At 62.5% G+C, this 24,235-nt stretch carries 19 protein-coding genes and 2 tRNA genes; 11 read left to right on the plus strand and 10 right to left on the minus strand.

Going from position 1 to position 24,235, the window contains the following annotated elements:
* Nucleotides 1-12 precede the first annotated feature (12 nt).
* Nucleotides 13-2,592 carry an aminopeptidase N gene (pepN, locus tag EEB12_RS25530; protein WP_141488749.1) on the minus strand — a complete coding sequence of 860 codons (2,580 nt, stop codon included), beginning with the start codon at nucleotides 2,590-2,592 and terminating at the stop codon, nucleotides 13-15.
* Nucleotides 2,593-2,657: 65 nt separating this feature from the next.
* Nucleotides 2,658-3,893 carry an NAD(P)/FAD-dependent oxidoreductase gene (locus EEB12_RS25535; protein WP_141488750.1) on the minus strand — a complete coding sequence of 412 codons (1,236 nt, stop codon included), beginning with the start codon at nucleotides 3,891-3,893 and terminating at the stop codon, nucleotides 2,658-2,660.
* A gap of 166 nt (nucleotides 3,894-4,059) precedes the next feature.
* On the opposite strand from EEB12_RS25535, the gene EEB12_RS25540 reads away from it, so the two are divergent.
* Nucleotides 4,060-4,683, plus strand: a complete 624-nt coding sequence (locus tag EEB12_RS25540; protein ID WP_003944541.1) for a DsbA family protein — start codon at nucleotides 4,060-4,062, stop codon at nucleotides 4,681-4,683.
* Here EEB12_RS25540 and EEB12_RS25545 read toward each other — a convergent pair.
* The gene (locus EEB12_RS25545; protein ID WP_021333424.1) at nucleotides 4,671-5,549 is read right to left on the minus strand and encodes a M48 family metallopeptidase; all 879 of its coding nucleotides are present in this window, start codon (nucleotides 5,547-5,549) and stop codon (nucleotides 4,671-4,673) included. The genes EEB12_RS25540 and EEB12_RS25545 overlap by 13 nt on opposite strands.
* Before the next feature lie 100 nt (nucleotides 5,550-5,649).
* Between EEB12_RS25545 and EEB12_RS25550 the strand changes: the two genes are divergently transcribed.
* Both EEB12_RS25550 and EEB12_RS25555 read left to right on the plus strand, forming a co-directional pair.
* Nucleotides 5,650-6,123, plus strand: a complete 474-nt coding sequence (locus tag EEB12_RS25550) for a ribose-5-phosphate isomerase (RefSeq protein WP_003944571.1) — start codon at nucleotides 5,650-5,652, stop codon at nucleotides 6,121-6,123.
* 15 nt (nucleotides 6,124-6,138) lie between these two features.
* The gene (locus EEB12_RS25555; RefSeq protein ID WP_020908236.1) at nucleotides 6,139-6,936 is read left to right on the plus strand and encodes an Fpg/Nei family DNA glycosylase; all 798 of its coding nucleotides are present in this window, start codon (nucleotides 6,139-6,141) and stop codon (nucleotides 6,934-6,936) included.
* Here EEB12_RS25555 and EEB12_RS25560 read toward each other — a convergent pair.
* Both EEB12_RS25560 and EEB12_RS25565 read right to left on the minus strand, forming a co-directional pair.
* A complete protein-coding gene (locus tag EEB12_RS25560; protein ID WP_051296042.1) occupies nucleotides 6,933-7,709 on the minus strand; it encodes a hypothetical protein in 777 nt (258 codons plus the stop codon). The genes EEB12_RS25555 and EEB12_RS25560 overlap by 4 nt on opposite strands.
* A gap of 193 nt (nucleotides 7,710-7,902) precedes the next feature.
* Nucleotides 7,903-7,976, minus strand: a tRNA-Gly gene (locus EEB12_RS25565).
* A gap of 399 nt (nucleotides 7,977-8,375) precedes the next feature.
* Between EEB12_RS25565 and EEB12_RS25570 the strand changes: the two genes are divergently transcribed.
* From EEB12_RS25570 to clpX, 5 genes are all read left to right on the plus strand, one after another.
* Nucleotides 8,376-8,449 (plus strand) — tRNA-Pro (locus tag EEB12_RS25570).
* A 115-nt stretch (nucleotides 8,450-8,564) separates the two neighbouring features.
* Entirely contained in the window at nucleotides 8,565-9,938 is a 1,374-nt protein-coding gene (gene tig, locus EEB12_RS25575) for a trigger factor (RefSeq protein WP_019749086.1), read from the plus strand.
* Nucleotides 9,939-10,154: 216 nt separating this feature from the next.
* Nucleotides 10,155-10,742: an ATP-dependent Clp protease proteolytic subunit gene (locus EEB12_RS25580; protein ID WP_007730960.1), complete on the plus strand. Its 588-nt coding sequence runs from the start codon at nucleotides 10,155-10,157 to the stop codon at nucleotides 10,740-10,742.
* 48 nt (nucleotides 10,743-10,790) lie between these two features.
* Nucleotides 10,791-11,453 (plus strand): ATP-dependent Clp protease proteolytic subunit, encoded by a 663-nt coding sequence (locus tag EEB12_RS25585; protein ID WP_003944539.1) that lies wholly within the window; start codon nucleotides 10,791-10,793, stop codon nucleotides 11,451-11,453.
* A gap of 369 nt (nucleotides 11,454-11,822) precedes the next feature.
* Complete coding sequence (gene clpX, locus EEB12_RS25590) at nucleotides 11,823-13,103, plus strand: ATP-dependent Clp protease ATP-binding subunit ClpX (protein WP_003944582.1); 1,281 nt, start codon at nucleotides 11,823-11,825, stop codon at nucleotides 13,101-13,103.
* Between the two features lie 102 nt (nucleotides 13,104-13,205).
* Here clpX and EEB12_RS25595 read toward each other — a convergent pair whose 3' ends face one another.
* From EEB12_RS25595 to EEB12_RS25605, 3 genes are all read right to left on the minus strand, one after another.
* On the minus strand, nucleotides 13,206-14,543 hold the full coding sequence (locus tag EEB12_RS25595; RefSeq protein ID WP_020970000.1) for an MFS transporter: 1,338 nt from the start codon (nucleotides 14,541-14,543) through the stop codon (nucleotides 13,206-13,208).
* Between the two features lie 203 nt (nucleotides 14,544-14,746).
* Nucleotides 14,747-16,969, minus strand: a complete 2,223-nt coding sequence (locus tag EEB12_RS25600; RefSeq protein WP_141488751.1) for a glycoside hydrolase family 3 C-terminal domain-containing protein — start codon at nucleotides 16,967-16,969, stop codon at nucleotides 14,747-14,749.
* Nucleotides 16,970-17,040: 71 nt separating this feature from the next.
* Nucleotides 17,041-17,715, minus strand: a complete 675-nt coding sequence (locus EEB12_RS25605) for a TetR family transcriptional regulator (protein ID WP_019749082.1) — start codon at nucleotides 17,713-17,715, stop codon at nucleotides 17,041-17,043.
* A 127-nt stretch (nucleotides 17,716-17,842) separates the two neighbouring features.
* Here EEB12_RS25605 and aroQ point away from each other — a divergent pair, with 127 nt between their 5' ends.
* The 3 genes from aroQ to EEB12_RS25620 are packed head-to-tail and all read left to right on the plus strand — an operon-like array spanning nucleotide 17,843 to nucleotide 21,080.
* The gene (gene aroQ, locus EEB12_RS25610; protein WP_029538345.1) at nucleotides 17,843-18,292 is read left to right on the plus strand and encodes a type II 3-dehydroquinate dehydratase; all 450 of its coding nucleotides are present in this window, start codon (nucleotides 17,843-17,845) and stop codon (nucleotides 18,290-18,292) included.
* Nucleotides 18,292-19,170, plus strand: a complete 879-nt coding sequence (locus EEB12_RS25615; protein ID WP_141488752.1) for a shikimate dehydrogenase — start codon at nucleotides 18,292-18,294, stop codon at nucleotides 19,168-19,170. Before aroQ ends, EEB12_RS25615 begins: the two co-directional genes overlap by 1 nt.
* Entirely contained in the window at nucleotides 19,167-21,080 is a 1,914-nt protein-coding gene (locus EEB12_RS25620; RefSeq protein WP_141488753.1) for a sugar phosphate isomerase/epimerase and 4-hydroxyphenylpyruvate domain-containing protein, read from the plus strand. Before EEB12_RS25615 ends, EEB12_RS25620 begins: the two co-directional genes overlap by 4 nt.
* On the opposite strand, the gene fdhD is transcribed toward EEB12_RS25620, so the two are convergent.
* Both fdhD and EEB12_RS25630 read right to left on the minus strand, forming a co-directional pair.
* Complete coding sequence (gene fdhD / locus EEB12_RS25625; RefSeq protein WP_020908229.1) at nucleotides 21,031-21,900, minus strand: formate dehydrogenase accessory sulfurtransferase FdhD; 870 nt, start codon at nucleotides 21,898-21,900, stop codon at nucleotides 21,031-21,033. The genes EEB12_RS25620 and fdhD overlap by 50 nt on opposite strands.
* A 1-nt stretch (nucleotide 21,901) precedes the next feature.
* Nucleotides 21,902-24,211 (minus strand): FdhF/YdeP family oxidoreductase, encoded by a 2,310-nt coding sequence (locus tag EEB12_RS25630; protein WP_024487627.1) that lies wholly within the window; start codon nucleotides 24,209-24,211, stop codon nucleotides 21,902-21,904.
* Nucleotides 24,212-24,235: the final 24 nt, after the last annotated feature.

Below are 24,235 nucleotides of genomic sequence, written 5' to 3' on the forward strand. Positions count from 1 at the left end.
GCCTTTCGCATGTCAGCTCGCGTCGAACTTTCGTGCTGCGAGTGAACGAACCACACCGGCCTGGCCTTCGACGACCAGACGACGTAACGCGGGAGGGATGTCGCCTTCGAGGAATCGGTCTGCCGCCGCGACGGATTCTGCGGAGATCGACCACGCCGGGTACAGCCCGATGACGACGGTCTGTGCCACTTCGCTCGAGCGTCGTTCCCACACCGCCGCGATGTCGGCGAAGTAACGGGAGACGAAGGGTTCGAGCAATTCGTCCTGGCCTTCGCGAGCGAACCCGCCGATGATCGATCGTGCGGTGATGTTGGGCACCGAGTCGTCGCCGACGACCTTCGCCCAGACCTCTTCCTTGACAGCGGCCTGCGGACGTCCGGCCGCGGCCGCCGCGGCCTGACGAGCGCCCGCAGCGGTCGGGTCACGCTGGGCTTCGGCGTCGATGAACGGAGTTGCGGTTCCTTCGGCGTCGATCTCACCGGCAGCTGCCAGTGCCCCGACGATGCGCCAGCGCAGGTCCGTGTCGACGATCAGGCCGTCGAGCCCAACGGTGGAGGGATCGGCGTCGAGCAATTCGCGCAGTACCTCGGTGTGCCACGGGGAGAGTGCTGCACCGGTGAGTGCGTTGACGAATGCCAGCTGGTGGTCGGACCCGGCCTCTGCCTCACGTGCGAGTTCGAGCAACCGATTGGCGAAGCTCGCCGCACCTTCGGCCTCGGCCCAGGCCGGATCTGCGTAGGAGCCGATGGCGGTTTGGGCTTGGAGCAAGAGACGTTGCACCACACCGACTTCGGTCTCCGAACTGATGCCGCGCTCGACCAGTGCGACGAAGTCGCGTGCCTTCAGTTCGGCCTGACGGGTCATTTCCCACGCCGCCGACCAGACCAGAGTGCGGGGGAGTGAGTCGGTGATGTCGCCGACCCGCTCGATCGCCGTCGCCAACGAGTCGGGATCGAGTCGCACGGAGCCGTAGGTGAGATCGTCGTCGTTGACCAACACGAGTGCACCGCGGGCGACGCCGACAAGTTCGGGGACGTCCGTGCTTTCCACAGCATCGAGGTCGAGTTCGACGCGATGGCTTCGCACCAACTTGCCGTCGACGTCGTCGTAGATGCCGATGGCGATCCGGTGGATTCGCCGCTCGCCGGCGCCTGGTGCCGCACCGTCCTGCAGGACGGCGAAGCGGGTGAACTTTCCGTCTGCGTCGACATCGAAGTCGGGGCGCAGGATGTTCAAACCGGTGGTCTTGAGCCACTGTCGACCCCAGTCGGAAAGGTCACGGCCCGAGGACTTTTCGAGTGAGCCCAGCAGATCGTCGAATGTTGCGTTTCCGAATGCATGCTCACGGAAGTACTCACGCAGTCCGGCGAGGAACGGCTCGAGTCCGACGTATGCGACCAACTGCTTGAGGACGCTGGCGCCCTTCGCGTAGGTGATGCCGTCGAAGTTGACCTCGACGGCAGCCAGGTCCGGAATGTCCGCGGCAATCGGGTGCGTCGACGGCAACTGATCCTGGCGGTATGCCCACGACTTCTCGACGTTGGCGAACGTCGTCCAGGCGTTCGTGTACTCCGTGGCCTCGGTCTGGCACAGGACCGAAGCGAATGTCGCGAACGACTCGTTGAGCCACAGGTCGTCCCACCACGCCATCGTGACGAGGTCGCCGAACCACATGTGCGCCATTTCGTGCAGCACCGTCTCGGCACGACGCTCGTACGAGTAGCGGGTCACCTTGGAGCGGAAGACGTAGTCCTCGAGGAAGGTCACGGCGCCGGCATTCTCCATCGCGCCCGCATTGAATTCGGGGACGAAGAGCTGGTCGTACTTGCCGAAGGCATAGGGAACACCGAAGTTGCGGTGGTAGAAGTCGAATCCCTGCTTGGTCTCGGTGAAAAGCCGCTCCTCGTCCATGAACTCGGCCAGCGAAGCGCGGCAGAAGATTCCGAGCGGGATGTCGCCGTGCTCGTCGGAGTAGTTGTCGGTCCACTGCGCGTAGGGACCGGCGATGAGCGCCACCAGGTACGTGCTCATCTTCGGGGTGGTCCGGAAAACGTGCTTGCCGGGATCGGCGGCGAGGGTCTCGACGACCGCGGAGTTGGAGATGACCTTCCACGACGTGGGAGCGGTGACGCGGACGTCGAACGTCGCCTTCAGATCGGGCTGATCGAAGCACGCGAACATGCGCTTGGCGTCAGCCGTCTCGAACTGTGAGTAGAGGTAGACGGCGTCATCGGTCGGGTCGACGAATCGGTGCAGCCCCTCGCCGGTGTGGGAGTAGATGCAATCGGCCTCGATGACCAACTCGTTGTCGGCAGCGAGGTCGGGAAGGCTGATGCCCGTCGACTCGTCGTAGTCGGAGACGTCGAGTGCGGTGCCGTTGAGGACCGCGGAATGGACTCGGGCCGCGACGATGTCGATGAAGCTGCTTGCTCCGGCCGTAGCCGTGAACGTGACGGTGGTCTTCGAAGAGAACGTCTCCTCGCCGGGTGCGTCGTTGCCGTCGGTGAGATCGAGTTCGATCAGGTAGTTCTCGACGGTCAGGATTGCTGACCGTTGCGCTGCGGTTTCGCGTGTCAGGTTCGGTGCGACCACAAAGATCTCCTCGTAGATGGTGCGGATCTATTACGTCCATCCCATCACGAAGAGAACGGCTTTACTCAAGCGGACACTTCTGCCAGCGGAATCTCCGGATCGGCCAGCCGCTCCGGATCGACAGGACGCGAAGAGGCGACCAATTCCTTGATGGCGTCACCGGCATCCCAGATGTTCACGTTCATGCCGGCGAGCACCTTGTTCGCGGAATCGAGCCAGAAGGCCAGGAACTCGCGCTTGTCGACGTCGCCGCGAGTGACGACACGGGAGTAGCCGCCGTGAGGTGCGTGACCCACGTATTCCATCCCGAGGTCGTACTGATCGGTGAAGAAATACGGCATGCGCACGTACTCGGCGGGCCGACCCAACATGGTGTCTGCGGCCGTCTCGGGTTGGTTGAGTGCGTTTGCCCAGTGCTCCACCCGAATTCGTGCATTCAGAATCGGATGCTGTGCGGCCGCGATGTCGCCTATTGCAACGACGTCGGGGTCGCTGCTCTGCAGACCGGCGTCGACGAGAACTCCGTTGTCGACGTCGATACCCGCCTCCGACGCCAACTCGGTGTTCGGCAACGCGCCGACAGCAATCAACACGGCGTCGGCCGGAATCACGGTGCCGTCGCTCAAAGTGACGCCGGCGGCGTGATCGCCGTCGACAGAGATTGCGCTGACGTCCGTGCCAGTGCGCAAGTCGACGCCGTTCTGGCGGTGCAGAGCGGCGAAGACCTCACCCATTTCCGGGCCCAGGGTCGATTCGAGCGGAAGGCCGGCATGTTCGAGCACGGTGACGTCGACGTCGAAACCGCGAGCCGACGCGGCAATTTCGAGACCGATCCAGCCGGCACCGATCACGATTAGCTTCTTGTCGGCGGCCAGGGTGCGCAGTAGCGCAGCGGCTTGATCGACTGTTCGCACGTAGTGAACGCCCTCGGCGTCGGACCCCGGGATGTCGAGGCGCCGCGAACGTGAGCCGGTGGCCAAGGCGAGCTTGTCGTAGCTGATCGTGGAACCGTCCGGAAGTGACACGGTGTGCGCAGCGGGGTCGATGGCCGTTGCCGTCGTTCCCGGACGAAGATCGATGTGATGGTCGCGGAACCACTCGCCGTCGTGGACGGTAAATTCGGGGAGTGTCTTCTTGCCTGCGAAGAACTCTTTCGACAGCGGCGGCCGCTCGTACGGAAGGTGGTCTTCTTCGCTCAATACGGTGATCTCACCGTCGAAATCTCTGTCACGCAGGGCTTCTGCGATCTTTGCGCCCGCGAGCCCGCCGCCGACGATCACGAATCTCCGGTTGGTGCTCATTACTGAACCACTCCTTCGTACTCGTTTCTTTTCGACACTACTGCGATCGGAAGGTGGTTCGGGGGAAAGCGCGGGAAGGATTGCGGGTTCATGATTGTTGGCAGAACGGGAGTATGTCCCCGAACTGACAGAACCTGACCGACATGAACTGATAGGGAGTTTCTTCGTGAGCGCAACCTCGAGTAAGACCACGGACACTGCTGACTTCTGGTTCGACCCGCTCTGCCCGTGGTGCTGGATCACCTCGCGCTGGATTCTCGAGGCCCAGCAGGTACGCGACATCGAGGCCAAGTTCCACGTGATGAGCCTTGCGGTTCTCAACGAGGGCCGCGACCTCCCCGACGAGTATCGCGAGATGATGACCAAGGCCTGGGGCCCGGTCCGCGTCGCTATCGCGGCAGCGCAGCTGAAGGGTGACGAGATCCTGCTGCCGCTGTACACGGCCATGGGTACGAAGATTCACAACGAGGGCAACAAGGACTTCGCCGACGTCATCAAGTCGTCGCTCGCCGAGGTCGGACTGCCGCCCGAACTGGCCGAGGCTGCCGACACCGACAAGTACGACGAGGCACTGCGTGAGAGCCACCACAAGGGCATGGACGCCGTCGGACCCGACGTCGGAACCCCGACGATCCATGTCAACGGCGTGGCGTTCTTCGGTCCCGTGCTGTCACGTATCCCGCGCGGCGAGGATGCAGGCAAGGTGTGGGACGGCGCCGTCGCGCTGGCCGGCTACCCGCACTTCTTCGAGCTCAAGCGGACCCGCAACGAGGATCCTCAGTTCGACTGAGCGGTAGTGAGCGCCGGATTTCGGTAGAGCTGACCGGGCCGGAAGAACAGATGCCCTGAGTGCGTGCGGTTGCGAAGCGCGGCCGCACGCCAGGTCAGCACCGGATGCGACGACAAGATGTTGACGAACCACGGGAAGAAACCGGATTCGAGTGTCGCGCGATCGGCGAGTTCGTCGAATCCGACCAGACCCACGAGATACTTTCCGGCGCCGAGGACACCCATGGCGCCCGGTGCTCCCTGTGGGCGCATGTGAAAACCGAAGTTGTCTGCCGTGTACTCCATGGAACGCGACAGCGAAGATCCGATCACCGGAATGTAGTTCGACGCGAACTGTCCCCACTGGCGCCAGTACGACGCATGCCCAGCAGCGATGTGGCCGACCTCGTGACCGATGATGAATGCGAGCGCATCGGGCTCGCGGGCCTGCCCACCGACCTCGAACAGGTCGCTGTAGACGACGACGAAACGCCGAAATCCGTGCCCTGACGCAAATGCGTTGATCCGTCCGTTCCCCAGCACGACGTAGGCATCCGGCGGAGTTTTCATGCCGAACCGTGCCGCGGCCTCGGCGACCAGCTGATACCCCTCCGGAAATTGCGAAGGCGTCATCTTGATTCCGTTGACCTGCTGCGATCCGTACAGCTGACCTCGCGCGAGGAACAGCAGGATCGGAGCCGCGAGCACCACGAGGATCCACGTCGACAGATCACCCGCAGCGATCAGAACGATCGCCACCACATAGGTGACGACTGTCGTCAGAACGGCGAGCACGAGTAGCGGGATTTCCCACGGGTGGCGAACCGCGTCACTGCCTGGTGACACACGAACGGCGGGTGCAGCGGCCTGGCCGTTGACGGGGTACATGGGCACCACGATAGGTGCGCTCGCGCGGCGATGCGTGTTCCTGAAAGTGTGACGTCGACCCGGGTGCGCCCGGCTGGTCGGGCCTGAGAGAATTGTCGCCATGCGCGTATACCTGGGTGCCGACCATGCCGGATTCGAACGTAAGAACGAGATCATCGAACACCTGAAAGCGAACGGCCACGAGGCTATCGACTGTGGTGCTCACGAGTACGACGCCGTGGACGACTACCCGGCATTCTGCATCGAAGCCGCAAAGCGCGTCGTTGCCGACGAGGGCAGCCTGGGAATCGTCCTGGGTGGCAGTGGCAACGGTGAGCAGATCGCCGCGAACAAGGTTCCCGGCGCACGGTGCGCTCTCGCTTGGAGCGTCGAAACGGCGAAGCTGGCCCGCGAGCACAACAACGCTCAGCTGATCGGCATCGGTGGACGTATGCATTCCCTGGAGGAATCACTCGCCATCGTCGACGCTTTCCTCGCCACCGCATGGTCGGGTGAAGAGCGTCATCAGCGTCGTATCGACATCTTGTCCGAGTACGAGAAGACCGGCGTCGCACCGGCTCTGCCGCAAGCCTGATCCGAAAGTTGTTCCGTGCCTGAAGGTCATACCCTGCATCGACTGGCACGGTTGCATGCCCGCAAGTTCGTCGGTTCACCGGTCCGCGTCCTCAGCCCGCAAGGCAGATTCGCCGAGGACGCGCGTCTGGTGGACGGACACGTACTCACGTCCTCGGATGCCTGGGGGAAGCACCTCTGGCACACCTATGACAACGGATTGACAGTTCACGTACACCTCGGGCTGTACGGAAAGTTCACCGACTCCGCCCTGCCGATGGAAGAACCGGTAGGCCAGGTCCGGATGCGAATGGTCGGTGCCGATTTCGGCACCGACCTTCGTGGTCCCACCGCCTGCGAAGTCCTACTGCCGCCTCAGGTCGCCGCGATCGAGGCCAGACTCGGGCCGGACCCACTGCGCCGCGGCGCGGATCCACACCAGGCATGGGTGCGAATCTCCAAGTCCAAGAAGGCGATCGGCGCGCTGCTCATGGATCAAGCGGTCCTGGCGGGTGTCGGCAACGTCTATCGCGCCGAACTTCTCTTTCGTCACGGAATCAGCCCTGAACGGCCGGGGAATCTCATCTCTCACGACGAATGGACTGCCATGTGGGCAGATCTTGTCGAATTGATGAAGGTTGGTGTCAGGCGCGGGAAGATGCACGTCGTTCGCGCCGAGCACGACAACGGTGATCCGGCGTACGCGAAGGATCGTCCGCGGACTTACGTTTACCGAAGAGCAGGATCGCCGTGCCGCGTGTGCGGCACACCGATCCTGCATTCCGTCATGGAGGCGCGAAACCTGTTCTGGTGCCCGGTGTGCCAGTCGGTTTAGAAGTCGAAGCCGCCGAAGTCTCCGCCGCCGAAATCGCCGCCTCCGAAGTCCCCGTAGTCGCTGCCTCCACCGTCTGCGGTGAAATCGGTGTTGTCGACACTTCCTTGATCCGCGCCGGAGTCACCGGCGTCCAAACCCTGATCTCCCGAGTCGCCCTGATCTCCCGAGTCGCCGGCTCCCGTATCGCCACCCTGCGCGAAAGCTTCTGCGCCGTAAGGAACCCCGGCCATGCCGGAGAACATGGTCGAGAACAGCATCATCGAACCCAGACCCCAGGCGCCGGCGACGAGGGCAGGCTTCCACCAGGGTTCGGAGTACCAGCCGGCCGGGACCGGGCGTCCGGCGACTCGGCCACCGGGGTAGTAGTTGGGTGTGTGCGACGACGGATTGGGTGATGCCGCGACCTTGCGGCCCTCGAATTCGACCTCACGGTCTTCGGTGACCGAACCCGCAGCCTTCTGTCCGTCGATGGAAGGAACTTCCGGTCCCGGATCCATGCCCATTGCCACCCGCGCCGCGCGGATGTAGTAAAGCCCTTCCAGCGCAGTCTGTTTCGCGAGACGTGCCTGCACCGGCGTTGCGGCTTGATCGATCTGCGAGCCTGCGGCGTTGTACCGTTCGGCCGCGTCGGCGAGGGCTTGGCGCGACGCGTCGTCACTGCCGGTCAGGTTGTAGACCTGACCGCCGAGGCGTTCGATCGCCTGCCTGGCATCGGCTTTCGCGTCGTCGAGTTGTGTTGCGCTGTGGCCGGAACCGCGTTGCTGGCTTTTCATGACCAGAAATACGACTACGGCCAGAACGACGAGTATGAGAAGAATCGTGGTCACGAGTGGCCTCCCGAGCAGAATCGATCCGGACAACTCCAGGATACGGACCACAGGGGAGTGGCCTGAGTGCACAAAGTCTGAACACAAAAAATCCGCACCGGCCAGGCCGATGCGGATTTTTGTGGAGTTTCCCTCCTCATGGAGGGGATGACGGGAATCGAACCCGCGTGATCAGTTTGGAAGACTGAGGCTCTACCATTGAGCTACATCCCCGTGCATACGACAACTCGGGATCGCCGTGTTCGTCGTCTGCGATACGAAACTGTACCCAATGCCCCACCGGATTTCATAATCGGGGGGTTGGAGAAGTTCGATACCGTCGTTCACCTGGGGAATTGCCGAAATGCCCGGCGAGTCGGGGTGTCTTGCCTTGCGGCCCGGCTTCTGATTCCGGCTGTCATCACGTTTCGTTCAGCCAAGGCTGTATGTGGCGGCGGTCGGATGACATACTGACGGGGTCGGACAGGCGGGCCGTGTACAAACGACGGTCGGGTTCGTGAGAGAGTAGTGAGCGCGATAGGGTTGTGCGCGGTCACCGATGGTGGCTGCCTTTGTGGCCCGCTGTCTTTGTGGCCTCGGATGGCCGTATCGTGTGTTTCATGTGATCGGAAACGGGATGTAGCGCAGCTTGGTAGCGCATCCGCTTTGGGAGCGGAGGGTCGCAGGTTCAAATCCTGTCATCCCGACAAGTACGTACATGGCACTTCACCTCCAGTAAGTCCGGGAGTGAAGTGCCGCGCCAGACAGCAGTACCGATTCAACACAAGTTGTGAGCAAGACCAGACGAAGGAGCGAAGTTTCGTGAAGAGCACCGTCGAGCAGCTCAGCCCGACGCGAGTCCGTATCAACGTTGAGGTGCCCTTCGCGGAACTCAAGTCTGATTTCGACAAGGCCTACAAGGCCCTCGCGCAGCAGATTCGTCTCCCCGGCTTCCGTCCCGGCAAGGCTCCGGCTCGCCTCCTCGAAGCACGTGTCGGTCGCGGCGCTGTGCTCGAGCAGGTCGTCAACGACGCTCTGCCGTCGCGTTACTCCGAGGCTGTCACCAGCGCCGGCGTGAAGGCCATCGGCCAGCCCGAGATCGAGGTCACCAAGATCGAAGACGGCGAGCTCCTCGAGTTCACCGCCGAGGTCGACGTGCGCCCCGAGATCGAGCTCCCTGACTTCAGCTCCATCAACGTCGAGGTCGATCCGATCGAGATCACCGACGAAGCCATCGAAGAGCAGTTGCTTTCGCTGCGTCAGCGTTTCGGCACCCTCACCGGCGTCGACCGCGCAGTCGAGGACGGCGACTTCGTCTCCATCGACCTGTCGGCCACCGTCGACGGCGAGAACGTTGCCGAGGCAACCGCTAGCGGACTGTCGCACGAGGTCGGATCGGGCCAGCTCATCGAGGGCCTCGACGAAGCCATCATCGGCCTCAAGGCGGGGGAGTCCAAGGACTTCACGTCGACGCTGGTCGCCGGCGAGTACGCGGGCAAGGAAGCTGTTGTCACCGTGACCGTGCAGACGGTCAAGGAGCGCGAGCTTCCGGCTGAGGACGACGAGTTCGCTCAGCTCGCCAGCGAGTTCGACACCCTGGAAGAACTGAAGGCTGACCTCCGCGAGCGCGTCGCACGCGTCCGCAAGGTCGAGCAGGCCGGTCAGATCCGCGACAAGGTTCTCGAGCAGCTGCTCGAGACGGTCGAGGTTCCGTTGCCGGAAGCCGTCGTCAAGGCTGAGGTCGATGCTGCACTGCATGACGCCGTTCACGGTCTCGATCACGACGAAGAGGCACTGAACAAGCTCCTCGAAGAGCAGGGCAGCAGCCGCGAAGAGTTCGACAAGGATGCCCAGGAAGCCGCTGAGCGCTCCGTCAAGACGCAGCTCTTGCTCGACTCGATCGCCGATGCGGGCAACGTCACCGTCGGTCAGGACGAGCTCACCGAGCGCATCCTGTTCCAGGCGCAGCGTTACGGCATGGCTCCTGAGCAGTTCATCCAGCAGATCCAGCAGGCCAACCAGCTCGGCGCCGTCTTCGCAGACGTCCGTCGTGGCAAGGCTCTCGCGTCCGTCGTCGAGTCGGCCGGTGTCAAGGACACCTCCGGCGCCGTTGTCGACACCGCTGAACTGTTCGGCAGCAGCGAGGACGAAACCGAAGCGGATGCGTCTGATTCCGCCGAGAGCGAAGACAAGTAAAAACGCAGGCGGACGGGTGTTTTCACCACGATCGACTGCACTGAGTTTTCCGCTTTGAGCGAAGTAGGGCGGCACCGGGACTCCGGTGCCGCCCTACTTCGTTACTGTCTGTGTCAGTAGAAGTGTTTCGCATAGACGATCCACCGCACAAGTAGATCCACATAGAAGGCAGGTACCGTGACTTCCAATCACCTGGAGACTTTGCAGAGTCCCGCCATGACTTCAGCGACCGCTGGGTTGAACCTCAGCGACTCGGTGTACGAGCGCTTGCTGCGAGAGCGCATCATTTTCCTCGGTACCCAGGTCGACGACGACATCGCCAACAAGCTGTGCGCGCAGATCCTGCTGCTCTCGGCCGAGGACCCGACGCGAGACATCTCGCTCTACATCAACTCGCCCGGTGGATCTGTCACCGCAGGTATGGCGATCTTCGACACGATGCAGTTCGCCGAGTGCGACATCGCCACCTTCGGTATGGGCCTTGCGGCGTCGATGGGTCAGTTCCTACTCTCGGCAGGCACCAAGGGCAAGCGTTACGCACTGCCTCACGCCCGCATCATGATGCACCAGCCGTCCGCCGGTATCGGTGGTTCCGCCAGTGACATCGCGATCATGGCCGAGCAGTTCAAGCACACCAAGCGCGAAATGGCCGAGCTGATCGCTCAGCACACCGGCCAGACGGTCGAGCAGATCACCGCGGACTCCGACCGTGACCGTTGGTTCACGGCGAAGGAAGCTCTCGAGTACGGCTTCGTCGACCACGTCGTCTCCCGTGCGAATCAGGCCGGCGGCACCGGCAACTGAGCCGGTTCGTCCATCCTTTCGCTGCCCAATTCATACTTTGGAGAACTGATGACCAATCTTTTCGGAGCTAACTCGCTGGGCGGCCAGGCGCCGTCGGGCCCCCAATCGCGTTACATCCTGCCCCAGTTCACGGAGCAGACCAGCTACGGCGTCAAGACGTCCGACCCGTACAACAAGCTGTTCGAGGAGCGCATCATCTTCCTCGGCTCGCAGGTCGACGACGTCTCCGCCAACGACCTCATGGCACAGTTGCTGGTTCTCGAATCGCAGGATCCGGACCGCGACATCACCATGTACATCAACTCGCCCGGTGGTTCGTTCACCGCGCTGATGGCGATCTACGACACGATGCAGTACGTCCGTGCCGACATCTCCACCGTCTGCCTCGGTCAGGCTGCTTCGGCAGCTGCTGTCCTTCTCGCCGGTGGTACGCCGGGCAAGCGCTTCGCGCTCCCCAACTCGCGCATTCTGATTCACCAGCCGGCCACGGGCGGCATCCAGGGTCAGGTTTCCGATCTGGAGATCCAGGCTGCGGAAATCGAGCGTATGCGTCGACTCATGGAGAGCACGCTGTCGCTGCACACTGGCAAGGATCCGGAGACCATCCGCGTCGACACCGATCGCGATAAGATCCTCACGGCCGAGCAGGCCAAGGAGTACGGCATCATCGACGACGTGCTGGCTTACCGGAAGCTCAGCGCACAGAAGTAGTCGATTTCCGCCTCGTGTCGAGGATCTGTATTCCGATTCCCGACACGAGGCGGACACGTCGAGAAGTGCCTGGTGGAGCGCTCGCCAGGCTGAAATCTCGACTCTTTTCTTTTTTATCCGCAGGCGAAACGCCGAGAACAGGTCGACCCCGTTCGGGATCTGCGGGTACCGTCACTTCACGGGCTGGTTCTCGACCGGCGTTCTGCGATTGTTCGACCAGATTTGTTCGATCAGTTTGTTGATCAGTTTGTCTGATCCGACAACTTCTGATCTGACAACTTCTGATCTGATACCGAGTACTGCGGAGCGTCTCGACCGATCGAGTGGCGGCGAGTGCACGTACATGATGGAAAGTAGGGACCTCACGAGATGGCACGCATCGGCGACGGCGGGGATCTGCTCAAGTGCTCTTTCTGCGGCAAGAGTCAGAAGCAGGTCAAAAAGCTCATTGCAGGACCCGGGGTGTACATCTGCGACGAGTGCATCGACCTCTGCAACGAGATCATCGAAGAGGAATTGGCCGAATCGAGCGAGGTCAAGCTCGACGAGCTTCCCAAGCCTGCGGAGATCCGAGAATTCCTCGAGAACTACGTCATCGGTCAGGATTCCGCCAAGCGGACGCTGGCCGTGGCCGTCTACAACCACTACAAGCGCATTCAGGCCGGAGACAAGGGCCGTGATGCGCGGGGTGAGACGGTTGAGCTCGCAAAATCCAACATCTTGATGCTCGGCCCCACCGGCTGTGGCAAGACGTACCTCGCTCAGACTCTCGCGAAGATGCTCAACGTCCCGTTCGCCATCGCCGATGCGACGGCGTTGACCGAGGCCGGCTACGTCGGTGAGGACGTCGAGAACATTCTGCTCAAGCTGATTCAGGCTGCCGACTACGACGTCAAGCGCGCCGAGACCGGAATCATCTACATCGACGAGGTCGACAAGATCGCTCGCAAGAGCGAGAACCCGTCGATCACGCGTGACGTCTCCGGCGAAGGTGTTCAGCAGGCGTTGCTGAAGATCCTCGAAGGTACGCAGGCGAGCGTCCCGCCGCAGGGTGGTCGCAAGCATCCGCACCAGGAATTCATTCAGATCGACACCACGAACGTGCTGTTCATCGTCGCGGGTGCTTTCGCTGGTCTCGAGCGGATCGTCTCCGATCGTGTCGGCAAGCGCGGTATCGGTTTCGGCGCCGAGGTTCGGTCGAAGGCCGAACTGGATACGGTCGATCGTTTCGCCGAGGTCATGCCGGAGGATTTGATCAAGTTCGGTCTGATTCCCGAGTTCATCGGCCGTTTGCCGATGATCGCGTCGGTGACCAACCTCGACAAGGAATCGCTCGTTCAGATCTTGTCGGAGCCCAAGAACGCTCTCGTCAAGCAGTACCGTCGTCTCTTCGACATGGACGGCGTCGAACTCGAGTTCACCGAAGAAGCGCTCGACGCTATCGCCGATCAGGCGATCTTGCGTGGAACCGGCGCTCGTGGCCTGCGCGCCATCATGGAAGAGGTTCTTCTTCCGGTGATGTACGACATCCCCAGCCGTGACGACGTCGAAAAGGTGGTCGTCACCGCGGAGACCGTCAACGACAACGTACTTCCGACCATCGTTCCGCGTAAGCCGGAGCGTGGCGAGCGTCGCGACAAGACGGCGTAGAAACTTCAAAACGACTGTGGCCCGGTATCTCTCGCGAGAGATACCGGGCCACAGTCGTTCGTGCAACACAGTGGTTCGTGCAGGGTGTCTGGGGGTGTTCGGCTAGATCGGGTTGCCGAGTTCCTTGAGGGGAGTGCGGAACGTCTCCTTGGCGGTGAACGCGGAGATCGCGCAGATGACGCAGGCCACCGATGTCAGAATGGCAACGGGCATCCAGTGTGTCTTGTCCCCGCCCATGAGGGCGTTGCCGATGGCGGGCGCAAAGCCTGCGAGGGCGAAGCCGACCTGGGTGCCGATCGCGATGCCGGAGTAGCGGACCTTGGTGTTGAACATTTCGGAGTAGAACGACGGCCAGATGGCATTCGGGGCAGCGTAGAAGACGGACATCAATCCGATTGCGGCCAGGAAGATCAGCGGGACGTTGCCGCTGGCGATTGCGCCGAAGTACACGTAGATGAACACCGCGCTACCGAGGGCGCCACCGATGAACAGCGGCCTGCGACCGATCCGGTCGGAGAGAATCGCCCAGGCGGGCTGGCTGAGCAAGGCCACGGCGTTGGCTGCGATAGCCACCCAGAGCATGGTCGACTTCGGGATCCCCACTTCCTCGGTGGTCGCGAAGGCGAGTCCGAAGACGGAGAAGATGGTCGAGACGACGGCGATGAAAGCGCAGCAGATCACGCGAATCAGATTTGCGCTGTGGGTGCGAAGGAGATCGGCAACAGGCAATTTGGCGACGGCCTTCGACTCCTGCTGCTCGGTGAACTCTTCCGGCTCTTCGAGCTTGAGACGCATGATGTATGCAGCCACGAGAACGATCAGGCTGCCCCAGAACGGGATTCGCCAGCCCCACGTGTAGAGGATGTCGTCGGGGAGTGCGGCGATGGGCAGGAAGACGAGGCTGGCGAGGATGAAGCCGGCCTGGGTGCCGTTGAGGGTCCAGCTGCAGAAGAATGCCCGTCGACCTTCGGGAGCGTGTTCGAGAGTCAGTGAGCTGGCGCCACTCTGTTCGCCAGCGGCGGAGATGCCCTGAGCGATTCTCATCAGGACCAGCAGTATCGGTGCAAGAACTCCGATCGAATCCGCGCTGGGAATACATCCGATGAGGAATGTTGCTGCGCCCATCATGATGAGCGTGAGCAGCATGATCTTCTTGCGGCCGACGCGGTCACCGAAATGGCCGAGGACTACAGCGCCGAGGGGACGCGCGACGTACGCGACACCGAAGGTGGCCAGCGAAAGCAGTGCCGCATGTCCGCTGTCCGGGAAGAACACGGTGGGGAAGATGAGTGCAGCGGCGGAGGCGTAGATGTAGAAGTCATAGTACTCGAGCATGCTGCCGAGAAACGACGACGTTGCGGCGCGCTTGACCTTGGTCGTGTCCGGCCTGGCCAAGGATCCCGCCTCGGGGCCGGACGGTGTAACCGTGCTAGCTGACATGCTCATCTCCTGGGTGGAAGCGTCGTGGAGGCTCTACATCCGCCGATGATGTTCGTCGAGGGTGTTCGTATCGAGAACGTCTGTGCGGAGAGCGATACAAGGAATGTAACCGACGCCACAGCAACTACACAAGATTATTAACCAAATAGTTCATAAAAATCTACCGGCGGACTCTTCGCACGTCGAAACCGCAGTTCAGGCGGTCAGGAGCCTGGCTGCGCGGCGGCCGCCACCAACTGCGCCACCTGTTCCTCGGTGATGCCGAGGCCGAAGGTGGCGAGTTTTCCGAGCGGCATCGAGCCTGCGAGTGCCATCATCTCGGGGCTGACCGCCTGTGCACCGTCGCCCGCTGCGGCAGCCATGGCGGCGCCGAGAACTGCGCTGCCGACGGGATGGGCGAGCCATTCGCCGATGGTCGACATGGCGTCGAGCGTGCCGACGCCGACGTTCCCGGCCAGGGTGATCGTGTCGGTGGTTGCGATGTCCCGAGACGAGAAGCCGACGCGGATCTCGTAGTCGCCAGGTTCGATCGCCCAGTCCTGCGCCGCGACGGACCAATAGGCGAATGCCCTGGTGTCGAGCGTGATGGCCACAGTCGCGGATTCGTCGGGGTCGAGGTAAACCTTGGCAAAGCCCTTCAATTCCTGCGCGGGTCGATCGATGCTTGCCGAGGCGTCGTGGACGTAGACCTGAACGACGGTGCTGCCCGATCGGTCGCCGCTGTTGCGCACGGTGACGGTCACTTCGGCGGAGTTCTCACCGGCCTCGACGGAGGTATCGGTGATGTCGAAGGTGGTGTAGCTCAGCCCGAACCCGAACGGGTACGCCACTTCGCGCAGCGCGGAGTCGTAGTAGCGGTATCCCACGTACAGGCCTTCGCCGTAGCGGACGTGCTGCTGTGATCCCGGGAAATGCAGATACGACGGATTGTCTTGGAGGCGAAGCGGAATGGTCTCCGTGAGGCGGCCGGACGGATTCGTGATGCCGAACAGAAGATCGGCAATCGCCGAGCCGCCCGCCTGGCCGAGTAGCCAGCCCTCGAGGATTGCGGCGGCATGATCCTTCCAAGGCTCGATCGAAACCACACCGCCGTTGGCGAGCACGACGACCGTGTTCGGGTTCGCGCCGTGGACCGCTTCCAGCAGGGCGATCTGGTCAGCCGGCAGTTCGATGTCGGTTCGGTCGAATCCTTCGGATTCTGTGGCGGACGGTAGTCCGAGGAACAGCACCGCGACGTCAGCGCGGCGTGCGGCGTCGACTGCCTCGGTGACCATGTGGTCGTCCGGAGTGCCGTCGAAGGTGAAGCCCGGTGCGAAAGTGACGCGGTCGGCGCCTTCGAGGTCGAGGATCGCGTCCAAGGCATTGTCGAGCTTGGTTGGAACCACCTGTGAACTGCCGGCCCCCTGGTACCGCGGGCTGCACGCGAATTCGCCGATCACCGCGACAGTTTGCCCGCCGGGGGTCAGCGGCAGTAGTTCTCCGTCGTTGGCCAGCAAGACAGCGGACTCCGCTGCAGCGGTCCGTGCCAGTTCGTGGTGACGCTCGACGTCGTACGTGTGGCCTTCGGTGCGCGCGGCGGCGGTGCGTTTCACGAGCGTCGACAGTCGTTCGGCTGCAGTGGTGAGCACGGATTCGTCCAGGTCGCCGCCGCGCACGGCGTCGACGATCTGGGTATCGGTTCCGGTCGGCGGCATTTCCAGGTCGAGGCCCGCGGCGAGTGCCGCCACGCGGTCGTTGACCGCTCCCCAGTCCGAAACGACGAGGCCGTCGAAGCCCCACTGTTCGCGGAGTACCTCGGTGAGTAGCCAATGGTTCTGGCTCGAGTACACACCGTTGATCTTGTTGTACGAGCACATGACCGTCGTCGGGGCCGCGGTCTTTACGGCGTATTCGAAGCCGGCCAGATAGATCTCGCGCAGCGTCCGTTCGTCGACATCGGCACTGACTCTCATCCGGTCGTGTTCTTGGTTGTTGGCAGCGAAGTGCTTGAGCGAGGTTCCGACGCCGCGAGACTGGATGCCGGTGATCAGCGCTGCCGCGACGCGGCCGGAGAGGAACGGGTCCTCGGAGACGTATTCGAAATTCCTGCCACACAAGGGTGATCGTTTGATGTTGATGCCTGGGCCGAGGAGGACCGAGACCTGTTCGGCTTTGGCTTCGTCGCCCAGAGCCTCACCGACCTGGCGGATGAGGTCGAGGTTCCACGACGAGCCCAACCCGACCGCCGGTGGGAAACACGTCGCTGGAATGCTGTGGCCGAGTCCGAGTGCGTCGCCGCCCTCGGGTTGTTTCCGGACTCCGTGCGGACCGTCGGTCAGGAGTATCGATTCGATTCCGGCAACGGACTGGCTGTGCCAGAAATCCGAGCCGGACGTCAACGACGCCTTCTCCTCGAGTGAAAGCCCGTCTACGTAATTCTCGGTCACGTCATTCCTCCCGGTGGCAGCTGTGAGTTCCACTCACCACCGTAGGGGGATTTTTCGGACTTCGGGGTAGGTCAGGACGGCGCCTTCGAGGTCAGGAACGCAACAACCATGTCGCCGAGCATTGTTCGGAGATGCTCACGATGCGTCGAGTCGGTCAGATCGCGGTCGAAGAGCGCTTTGAAGGTGTACCGATTGGCGATACGAAAGACGCAGTAACTGCTGATCAACATGTGAATATCGAGCGCATCGACGTCGGAGCGGAATGCCCCAGACTGCTGCCCGTCGTGCAGGATCTGCGAGACCAGGTCGGCGGCAGGGGCGCCGAGGCCGCTGAGTAACTCGGATTTCTCGATGTGCTCGCCGCGGAGCATGTTCTCGTTGGCCACGAGCCGAATGAAATTCGGGTGCTGTTCGTGGTGGTCGAAGGTGAGTTCGGCCAAAGCGCGGACTGCTGCCGTGGGGTTCAATCCCTCGAGGTCGAGTTCACGTTCCTGCGCACGAATGACGCTGTACGCATGCTCGAGTACCGACTTGTACAGCCCTTCCTTGTCGGTGAAGTAGTAGTAGATCATGCGCTTGGTGGTATGCGTCTTGGTTGCGATCTCGTCGACCCGGGCGCCGGCGAAGCCTTTGTCGGCAAACTCCTCGGTCGCGACGGCGATGATGTTCACCCTGGTCAGATCGCTGTTTCGGCGTCGTTTCTCCGGCTTCGACACCACAGAGTTCACTGACTGCTCGGAAACCATGTGCTCACTCTATCTGCCAGCAGTTTGTCGACTTTGCTTGTCGAGTTCACGTCGGGGGAGTAACGTCCAGTGAACTAACTCACTAGTTCGTACATTAGTTTCGAGCGTCAACCCCGAGGTGCCCTTGATGACTCCATCTCTACCGGTTCTGGTCCTCAACGGACCCAACTTGAATCTGTTGGGCCAGCGCCAACCGGAGTTCTACGGGAGAGACACCCTGGACGACGTCGTTTCCCGCTGTGAAGCGGCGGCCGAGAAGTTCGGAGTGGTGGTCGAGGCAAAGCAGTCGAACCACGAGGGCCAACTGATCGATTGGGTCCACGAGGCCAGGGGAAATGTCGCGGGCATCGTCATCAATCCCGGTGGGTACTCGCACACCTCCGTTGCGTTGCGCGACGCTCTGGTCACACTCGATGCCCCCGTCGTGGAGGTGCACATCAGCAACATCCACAGTCGCGAAGAATTCCGTCACCACTCGTATGTCTCCGGCATCGCCGACGCCGTCATCTGTGGATTGGGAATCGACGGATACAGCGCCGCAGTCGAATTCGTCTGCATCCGAGAAGGGAAGAACTGATGAGTGATTCGATCCTCTGCGGTCTGATCGGCACCGGAATCGGAGCCTCCTTGACTCCGATCCTGCACGAGGAAGAAGGGCGCAGACAGGGCCTGCCTTACGTCTACTGCATCCTCGATCTCGACGTGATGGGAATGGCGCCGTCGGACATCGGTGAACTTCTCACCTATGCAAGACGTTTCGGCTTCCGCGGCCTCAACATCACTCACCCGTGCAAGCAGTTGGTGATCGAGCACCTCGACGAGCTCTCGCCGGATGCGAGCCGGCTCGGTGCGGTGAACACGGTCCTCTTCGACTCCGGCAAGGCGATCGGACACAACACTGATTGGTCGGGCTTCGGCCGAAATTTCGACGACGGACTTCCCAGAGCGCAGCTCGATCGCGTCGTGCAGCTCGGTGCCGGCGGAGCCGGTGCGGCGGTTGCCTATGCAGCGCTCACCCGCGGTGTCGGGACACTGACGTTGGTCGATTCGAGCCTGCCTCGCGCGGAGGAACTTGCACAAACCTTCGCGCAGCAGTTTCCGGCGCAGGTTGTCGAGGCGCGACACACGAGCGACCTCGGCGAAGTGCTCGGCAGTGCAAACGGATTGATCCACGCGACGCCGATGGGAATGGCGGCTCATCCCGGAATGGCATTCTCGCCGGATCTGCTCCGTCCAGATCTGTGGGTAGCGGAAATCGTCTACCGCCCGCTCGAGACCGAGCTGTTGCGTCAAGCGAGGTTGATCGGAGCCCCGACGCTCAGCGGAGGCGGAATGACTGTCTTTCAGGCCGTCGACGCGTTCCGGATCTTCACGGGCATCGAGCCCGACAGTAAGCGGATGCTCGCGCACATGACGGAACTCGTGCACGGCGAACAGACTGCGGCAGCGCTGTGAGTGCCCCGGTCCGGACGTCGATCGCGACGGTATCGCTCAGTGGGACTCTCGAGGAGAAGCTCGACGCCATCGCTGCTGCCGGCTTCGACGGCTTCGAGGTGTTCGAGCCGGATTTTGTCGCTTCGCCGTGGTCCCCGAAGGAATTACGAACGCGGGCTGCGGATCTGGGCTTGACCCTCGATCTGTATCAGCCGTTCCGTGACTTCGACACGGTGGACGAGGCCCAATTTGCTCGGAATCTTGTTCGAGTGCAACGCAAATTCGAGCTGATGGATCAACTGGGGTGCGAGACGCTCCTGGTGTGCTCCTCGCCCCTGCCGACCGCAAGTCACGATGACGGTCAGTTGACAGAGCAGTTCGGAGCTCTCGCCGAACTGGCGTCCGAGCACGGCAAGAAGGTTGCCTACGAGGCGCTCGCGTGGGGTGCCCACGTCAATACGTACGGCCATGCGTGGCAGATCGTCGAGGGCGTCGACCATCCTTCGCTCGGTACCTGTCTGGACAGCTTTCACATCCTCTCGCGCGGTGACGATCCCGCCGGAATTCGCGAGATTCCCGGCGAGAAGATCTTCTTCCTCCAGTTGGCGGACGCTCCGTTCTTGGCGATGGACATCCTCCAGTGGAGCCGGCATCACCGAAACTTCCCGGGGCAGGGCAGCTTCGATCTCAGTGCGTTCGCTCAGCATGTCTACGCCACCGGTTACGACGGACCGTGGTCGCTCGAGATCTTCAACGACGTATTCCGCCGCGCGGACACCCAGCGGACGGCAATCGACGCTCATCGGTCGCTCCTCCATCTGGAAGAACAGGTCGCCGCCGCGAACCCTGCCGCCGGTGGACTCACGCTGTTCACCGCCCCGGAGCGCACCCCGCTCGAAGGGATCGTGTCTCTGCGAATCGCTGCAGGTCCGGCTAAACAGGACCAGGTGCACTCGATGCTCTCTCGCGTCGGTTTTCATCTGGTCGGACGGCACCACGATCACGACTTGCAGTTGTGGCGGCACGGACCGCTCACCGTTGCCGTCGACGCGACAGCGGGCACGGTGTGGACGGCGCCCGGGCTCCCCGCGGATCTGCCGGTTCTCACTCAGATCGGCATCAGGGCAACCGAACCCGAAGTGTGGGGAGAGCGCGCTCTGGCTCTCGAAGTACCGGCGACGCGCGTGCAGTTGCCCGGTTCGAGCGACGAGAACTCCGAGGTACCGGACGTCGTACGCTTGAAGGTCACCGATGCGACATCGATCGACCTTCGTGGCCCCGGCAGCGCTGCAGCGTGGGAATCGGCATTCGAGATCTACCCGCTGCCCGCCGAGCGCAATCGTGAACAGGGCGCAGTGTTCACCGGGATCGACCACGTGGCACTGGCAGTTCCGGCCGAGAGTTGGGACGGCATCATGCTGCTCCTGCGGTCCGTGTTCGAGATGCAACCGCACGAGGGGCAGGACGTCACCGATTCGGTCGGACTCATGCGGAGCCAGGCACTCACGCTCGTTCAGGACGGTGACGGACATACCCTGCGGATCTCACTGAACATGGTGGAGGGCAGTCGAAGCGGGCTGCCGACGGTCCGTCGCGGCGGCGTCAGCCACGTCGCTTTCGCGTGTGAGAACATCTTCGGTGCCGCTGCGTCCATGCAGGACTGGGGCTTTGCTCCGCTACCCATTTCCCCGAATTACTACGACGATCTGGACGCACGTTTCGGTCTGAATTCAGAACTGCTCGACCGGATGCGCAGCGCCGGAATCCTTTACGACGCTGACGCCCGCGGTGAGTTCTTCCACCTGTTCACCCCGACGGTCGGGGGAGACCTGTTCTTCGAGGTCGTGCAGCGAGTGGGTGGATACGAGGGCTACGGGGAGGTCAACTCCGCTGTGCGACTGTCGGCTCAGTTGCGCGCGAATCAGACGTGACCTCGACTCGGTGCGGGTGCGAGTAGATGTTCATCGAATCGCCGCGGATGAAACCGGCGAGGGTCAACCCCGATTCCTGTGCCAGCTCCACGGCCAATGACGACGGCGCGGAGACTGCGCCCAGAATCGGAATGCCCGCCATGACGGCCTTCTGGACGAGTTCGAACGACGCCCGCCCACTGACGATCAGGATCGTGTCGTAGAGCGGCACTCGGCCGTCGGTGATTGCCCAACCGATCACCTTGTCGACTGCGTTGTGCCGGCCGACGTCCTCGCGCAGCGCCAGGAGTTCGCCGGTGGCGGTGAACAATCCGGCTGCGTGCAGGCCTCCGGTGCGCTCGAAGATCCGTTGGCTCTCCCGAAGCGTGACCGGCATGGCCGACAGGACGGTGGAGGTGACGGAAGTCGTGTCACCGACCAGGGGATGCCGCGTGGTGGTTCGGACGGCATCGAGTGACGTCTTGCCGCACACGCCGCACGCGGAACTGACGACGGTGTTGCGATCGGTGGTGTGATCGGGCAACGGCACTCCGGGAGCGAGCGCGATGTCGAGGACGTTGTAGGTGTTCGCGCCGGTTTCGTCGACGCCGTCGCAGTACCGGACGACGCTCACGTCGTCGCGGGTACCGATGACGCCTTCGCTGAGAAGGAATCCGTGGACGAGGTCGACGTCGTTGCCTGGTGTTCGCATCGTCACGGCCAGCACCTGACCGCCAACCCTCATTTCGAGTGGTTCTTCGACGGCCAGCGTGTCGGGGCGCGTGACGACCCGATCACCCGAGATTCGAACGACCGGTGTTCGTGCGGTGACCCGTCCCATCTCAGGCGCCTGATGCTTCGAGTCGAACAGTGACGGCCTTCGAGACCGGCGTGTTCGACTTGGCTGCAACGTGTTCGAGGGGAACGAGCGGATTTGTCTCGGGGTAGTACGCCGCCGCATTGCCGCGGGGGGTGTCGTAGGAGACGATGCGGAATTCCGTGACCCGACGCTCTTCGAGTGTTCCGTCTGGTGTTGTCCACTCGGACACGATGTCGACGAGATCGCCGTCGCGGAATCCGAGTGCAGTGATGTCTTCGGCATTGACGAGGATGACCTTGCGTCCGCCCTTGATACCGCGGTATCTGTCGTCGAGGCCGTAGATCGTGGTGTTGTACTGGTCGTGGCTGCGCATGGTCTGCAGAATCAGGCGCCCGCTCGGAGTGGGTATCCAGTGCAGTTCGTTCACGCCGAAGTTGGCTTTGCCGGTGTGCGTGCGGAACTCACGCGAGTCACGCGGTGGGTGTGGGAGCTGGAATCCATCCGGCTGGCGAACCCGGGTGTTGTAGTTTTCGCATCCGGGCACCACTCGTGAGATGGAGTCGCGAATCAGGTCGTAGTTGCCCTCGAAGGCCGACCAGCGGACGGAGTGATCGCTGCCGAGTAGTTCGCGGGCGAGTTGGCAGATGATGGCGACTTCGCTACGTAGGTAGGGGCTGACCGGCGTGAGGCGTCCGCGCGACAGGTGCACCATGGACATCGAATCTTCCACGGAGACAAGCTGCTTTCCGCCGGCCTGGACGTCGAGGTCCGTGCGTCCGAGGGTGGGGAGGATGATTGCGGTCTGCCCGTGAACGACGTGGCTTCGGTTCAGTTTGGTGGAAACCTGAACGGTGAGTTCGCATTGGCGCAGCGCGGTTTCGGTGGCTGCGGTGTCCGGGCTGGCCTGGATGAAGTTGCCGCCCATCGCCATGAAGAAGCTTGCCTTGCCGGCATTCATCGCGCGGATCGCGTCCACGGTGTCCCACCCGTGCTTGCGAGGGCTCGAGATCGAGAACTCGGTGTCGAGTGCGGACAGGAACTCTTCCGGCATCTTCTCCCAGATGCCCATCGTGCGGTCACCCTGGACATTGGAGTGTCCTCGCACCGGACAGACCCCGGCACCGGGTTTGCCCATCATTCCACGCATGAGCAGCAGGTTGACCGCTTCTTCGATGGTGGCGACTCCGTGTGTGTGCTGAGTGATGCCCATGGCCCAGCAGGTGACGGTTCGCTCGGAGCGGGCAAGCGCGGCAGCCGTTTCCTCGAGCTGCGCCATCGACAGGCCCGTCGCCTCGAGTACCGTGTCGAGATCGACCGCGCGGATGTGCTTCTCGTATTCGTCCCAACCGGCGCAGTAGCGGTCGACGAATGCGCGATCGACCACGGTGCCGGGAGCGCGATCTTCCTGCTCGAGCAGCAGCTTCCCCAAGCCTTGGAACAGCGCCATGTCGCCGCCCAGCCGGATCTGCAGGAACTCGTCCGCGATGTCGACTCCGTGCCCGATCACGCCGGAGACTTTCTGCGGATCCTTGAACCGTCGCAATCCCGCCTCGGGGAGGGGATTGATGGCAATGATCTTGGCGCCGTTGCCCTTTGCCTTCTCGAGTGTCGAGAGCATTCGAGGGTGGTTGGTGCCGGGATTCTGTCCGGCGATGAGGATGAGATCGGCGTTCTCGAGGTCGGGAACGGTCACCGAGCCTTTGCCGATGCCGATGGATTCGGTCAGTGCGCTTCCGGACGACTCGTGACACATGTTGGAACAGTCGGGCATGTTGTTGGTGCCGTAGCTTCGAATCATCAACTGGTAGAGAAACGCTGCTTCGTTGGATGTGCGGCCGGAGGTGTAGAACACTGCTTCGTCCGGCGACGCGAGGCCGTTCAGATGTTCGGCGATCAGTGCGTACGCGCCGTCCCAGTCGATCGGCTGGTAATGGGTTGCTCCCGGGGTCAGGACCATCGGGTGCGTCAGTCGGCCCTGTTGGCCGAGCCAGTAATCGGTCTTGCCTTCGAGGTCGGTGATCGAGTGCTCCGCGAAGAATTCGGGTGTGACGGTGCGAAGCGTTGCTTCCTCGGCAACGGCCTTCGCTCCGTTCTCGCAGAACTCGGCGGGCTTGCGATGTCCGGGAGTCTCCGGCCACGCACACCCCGGGCAGTCGAAGCCGTGACGCTGGTTGAGCCTGGTGAGCGTTCGGGCGGTCCGCAAGGCTCCCATCTGCTCGATTCCTCGTTGCAGCGACACCAGAACGGCTGGCACTCCGGCCGCGTAGTCCTTGGGGTGCGTGACTTCGAGATCCGATTCGTCGATGTCTTTCGAGGGGCCCTGGCGCGTCATGTCTCCATACTGGCCCGAACGGCG

Origin of the sequence: Rhodococcus sp. WS1, assembly GCF_003797745.1 — a bacterium.
Taxonomy (GTDB): Bacteria; Actinomycetota; Actinomycetes; order Mycobacteriales; family Mycobacteriaceae; genus Rhodococcus_F; species Rhodococcus_F erythropolis.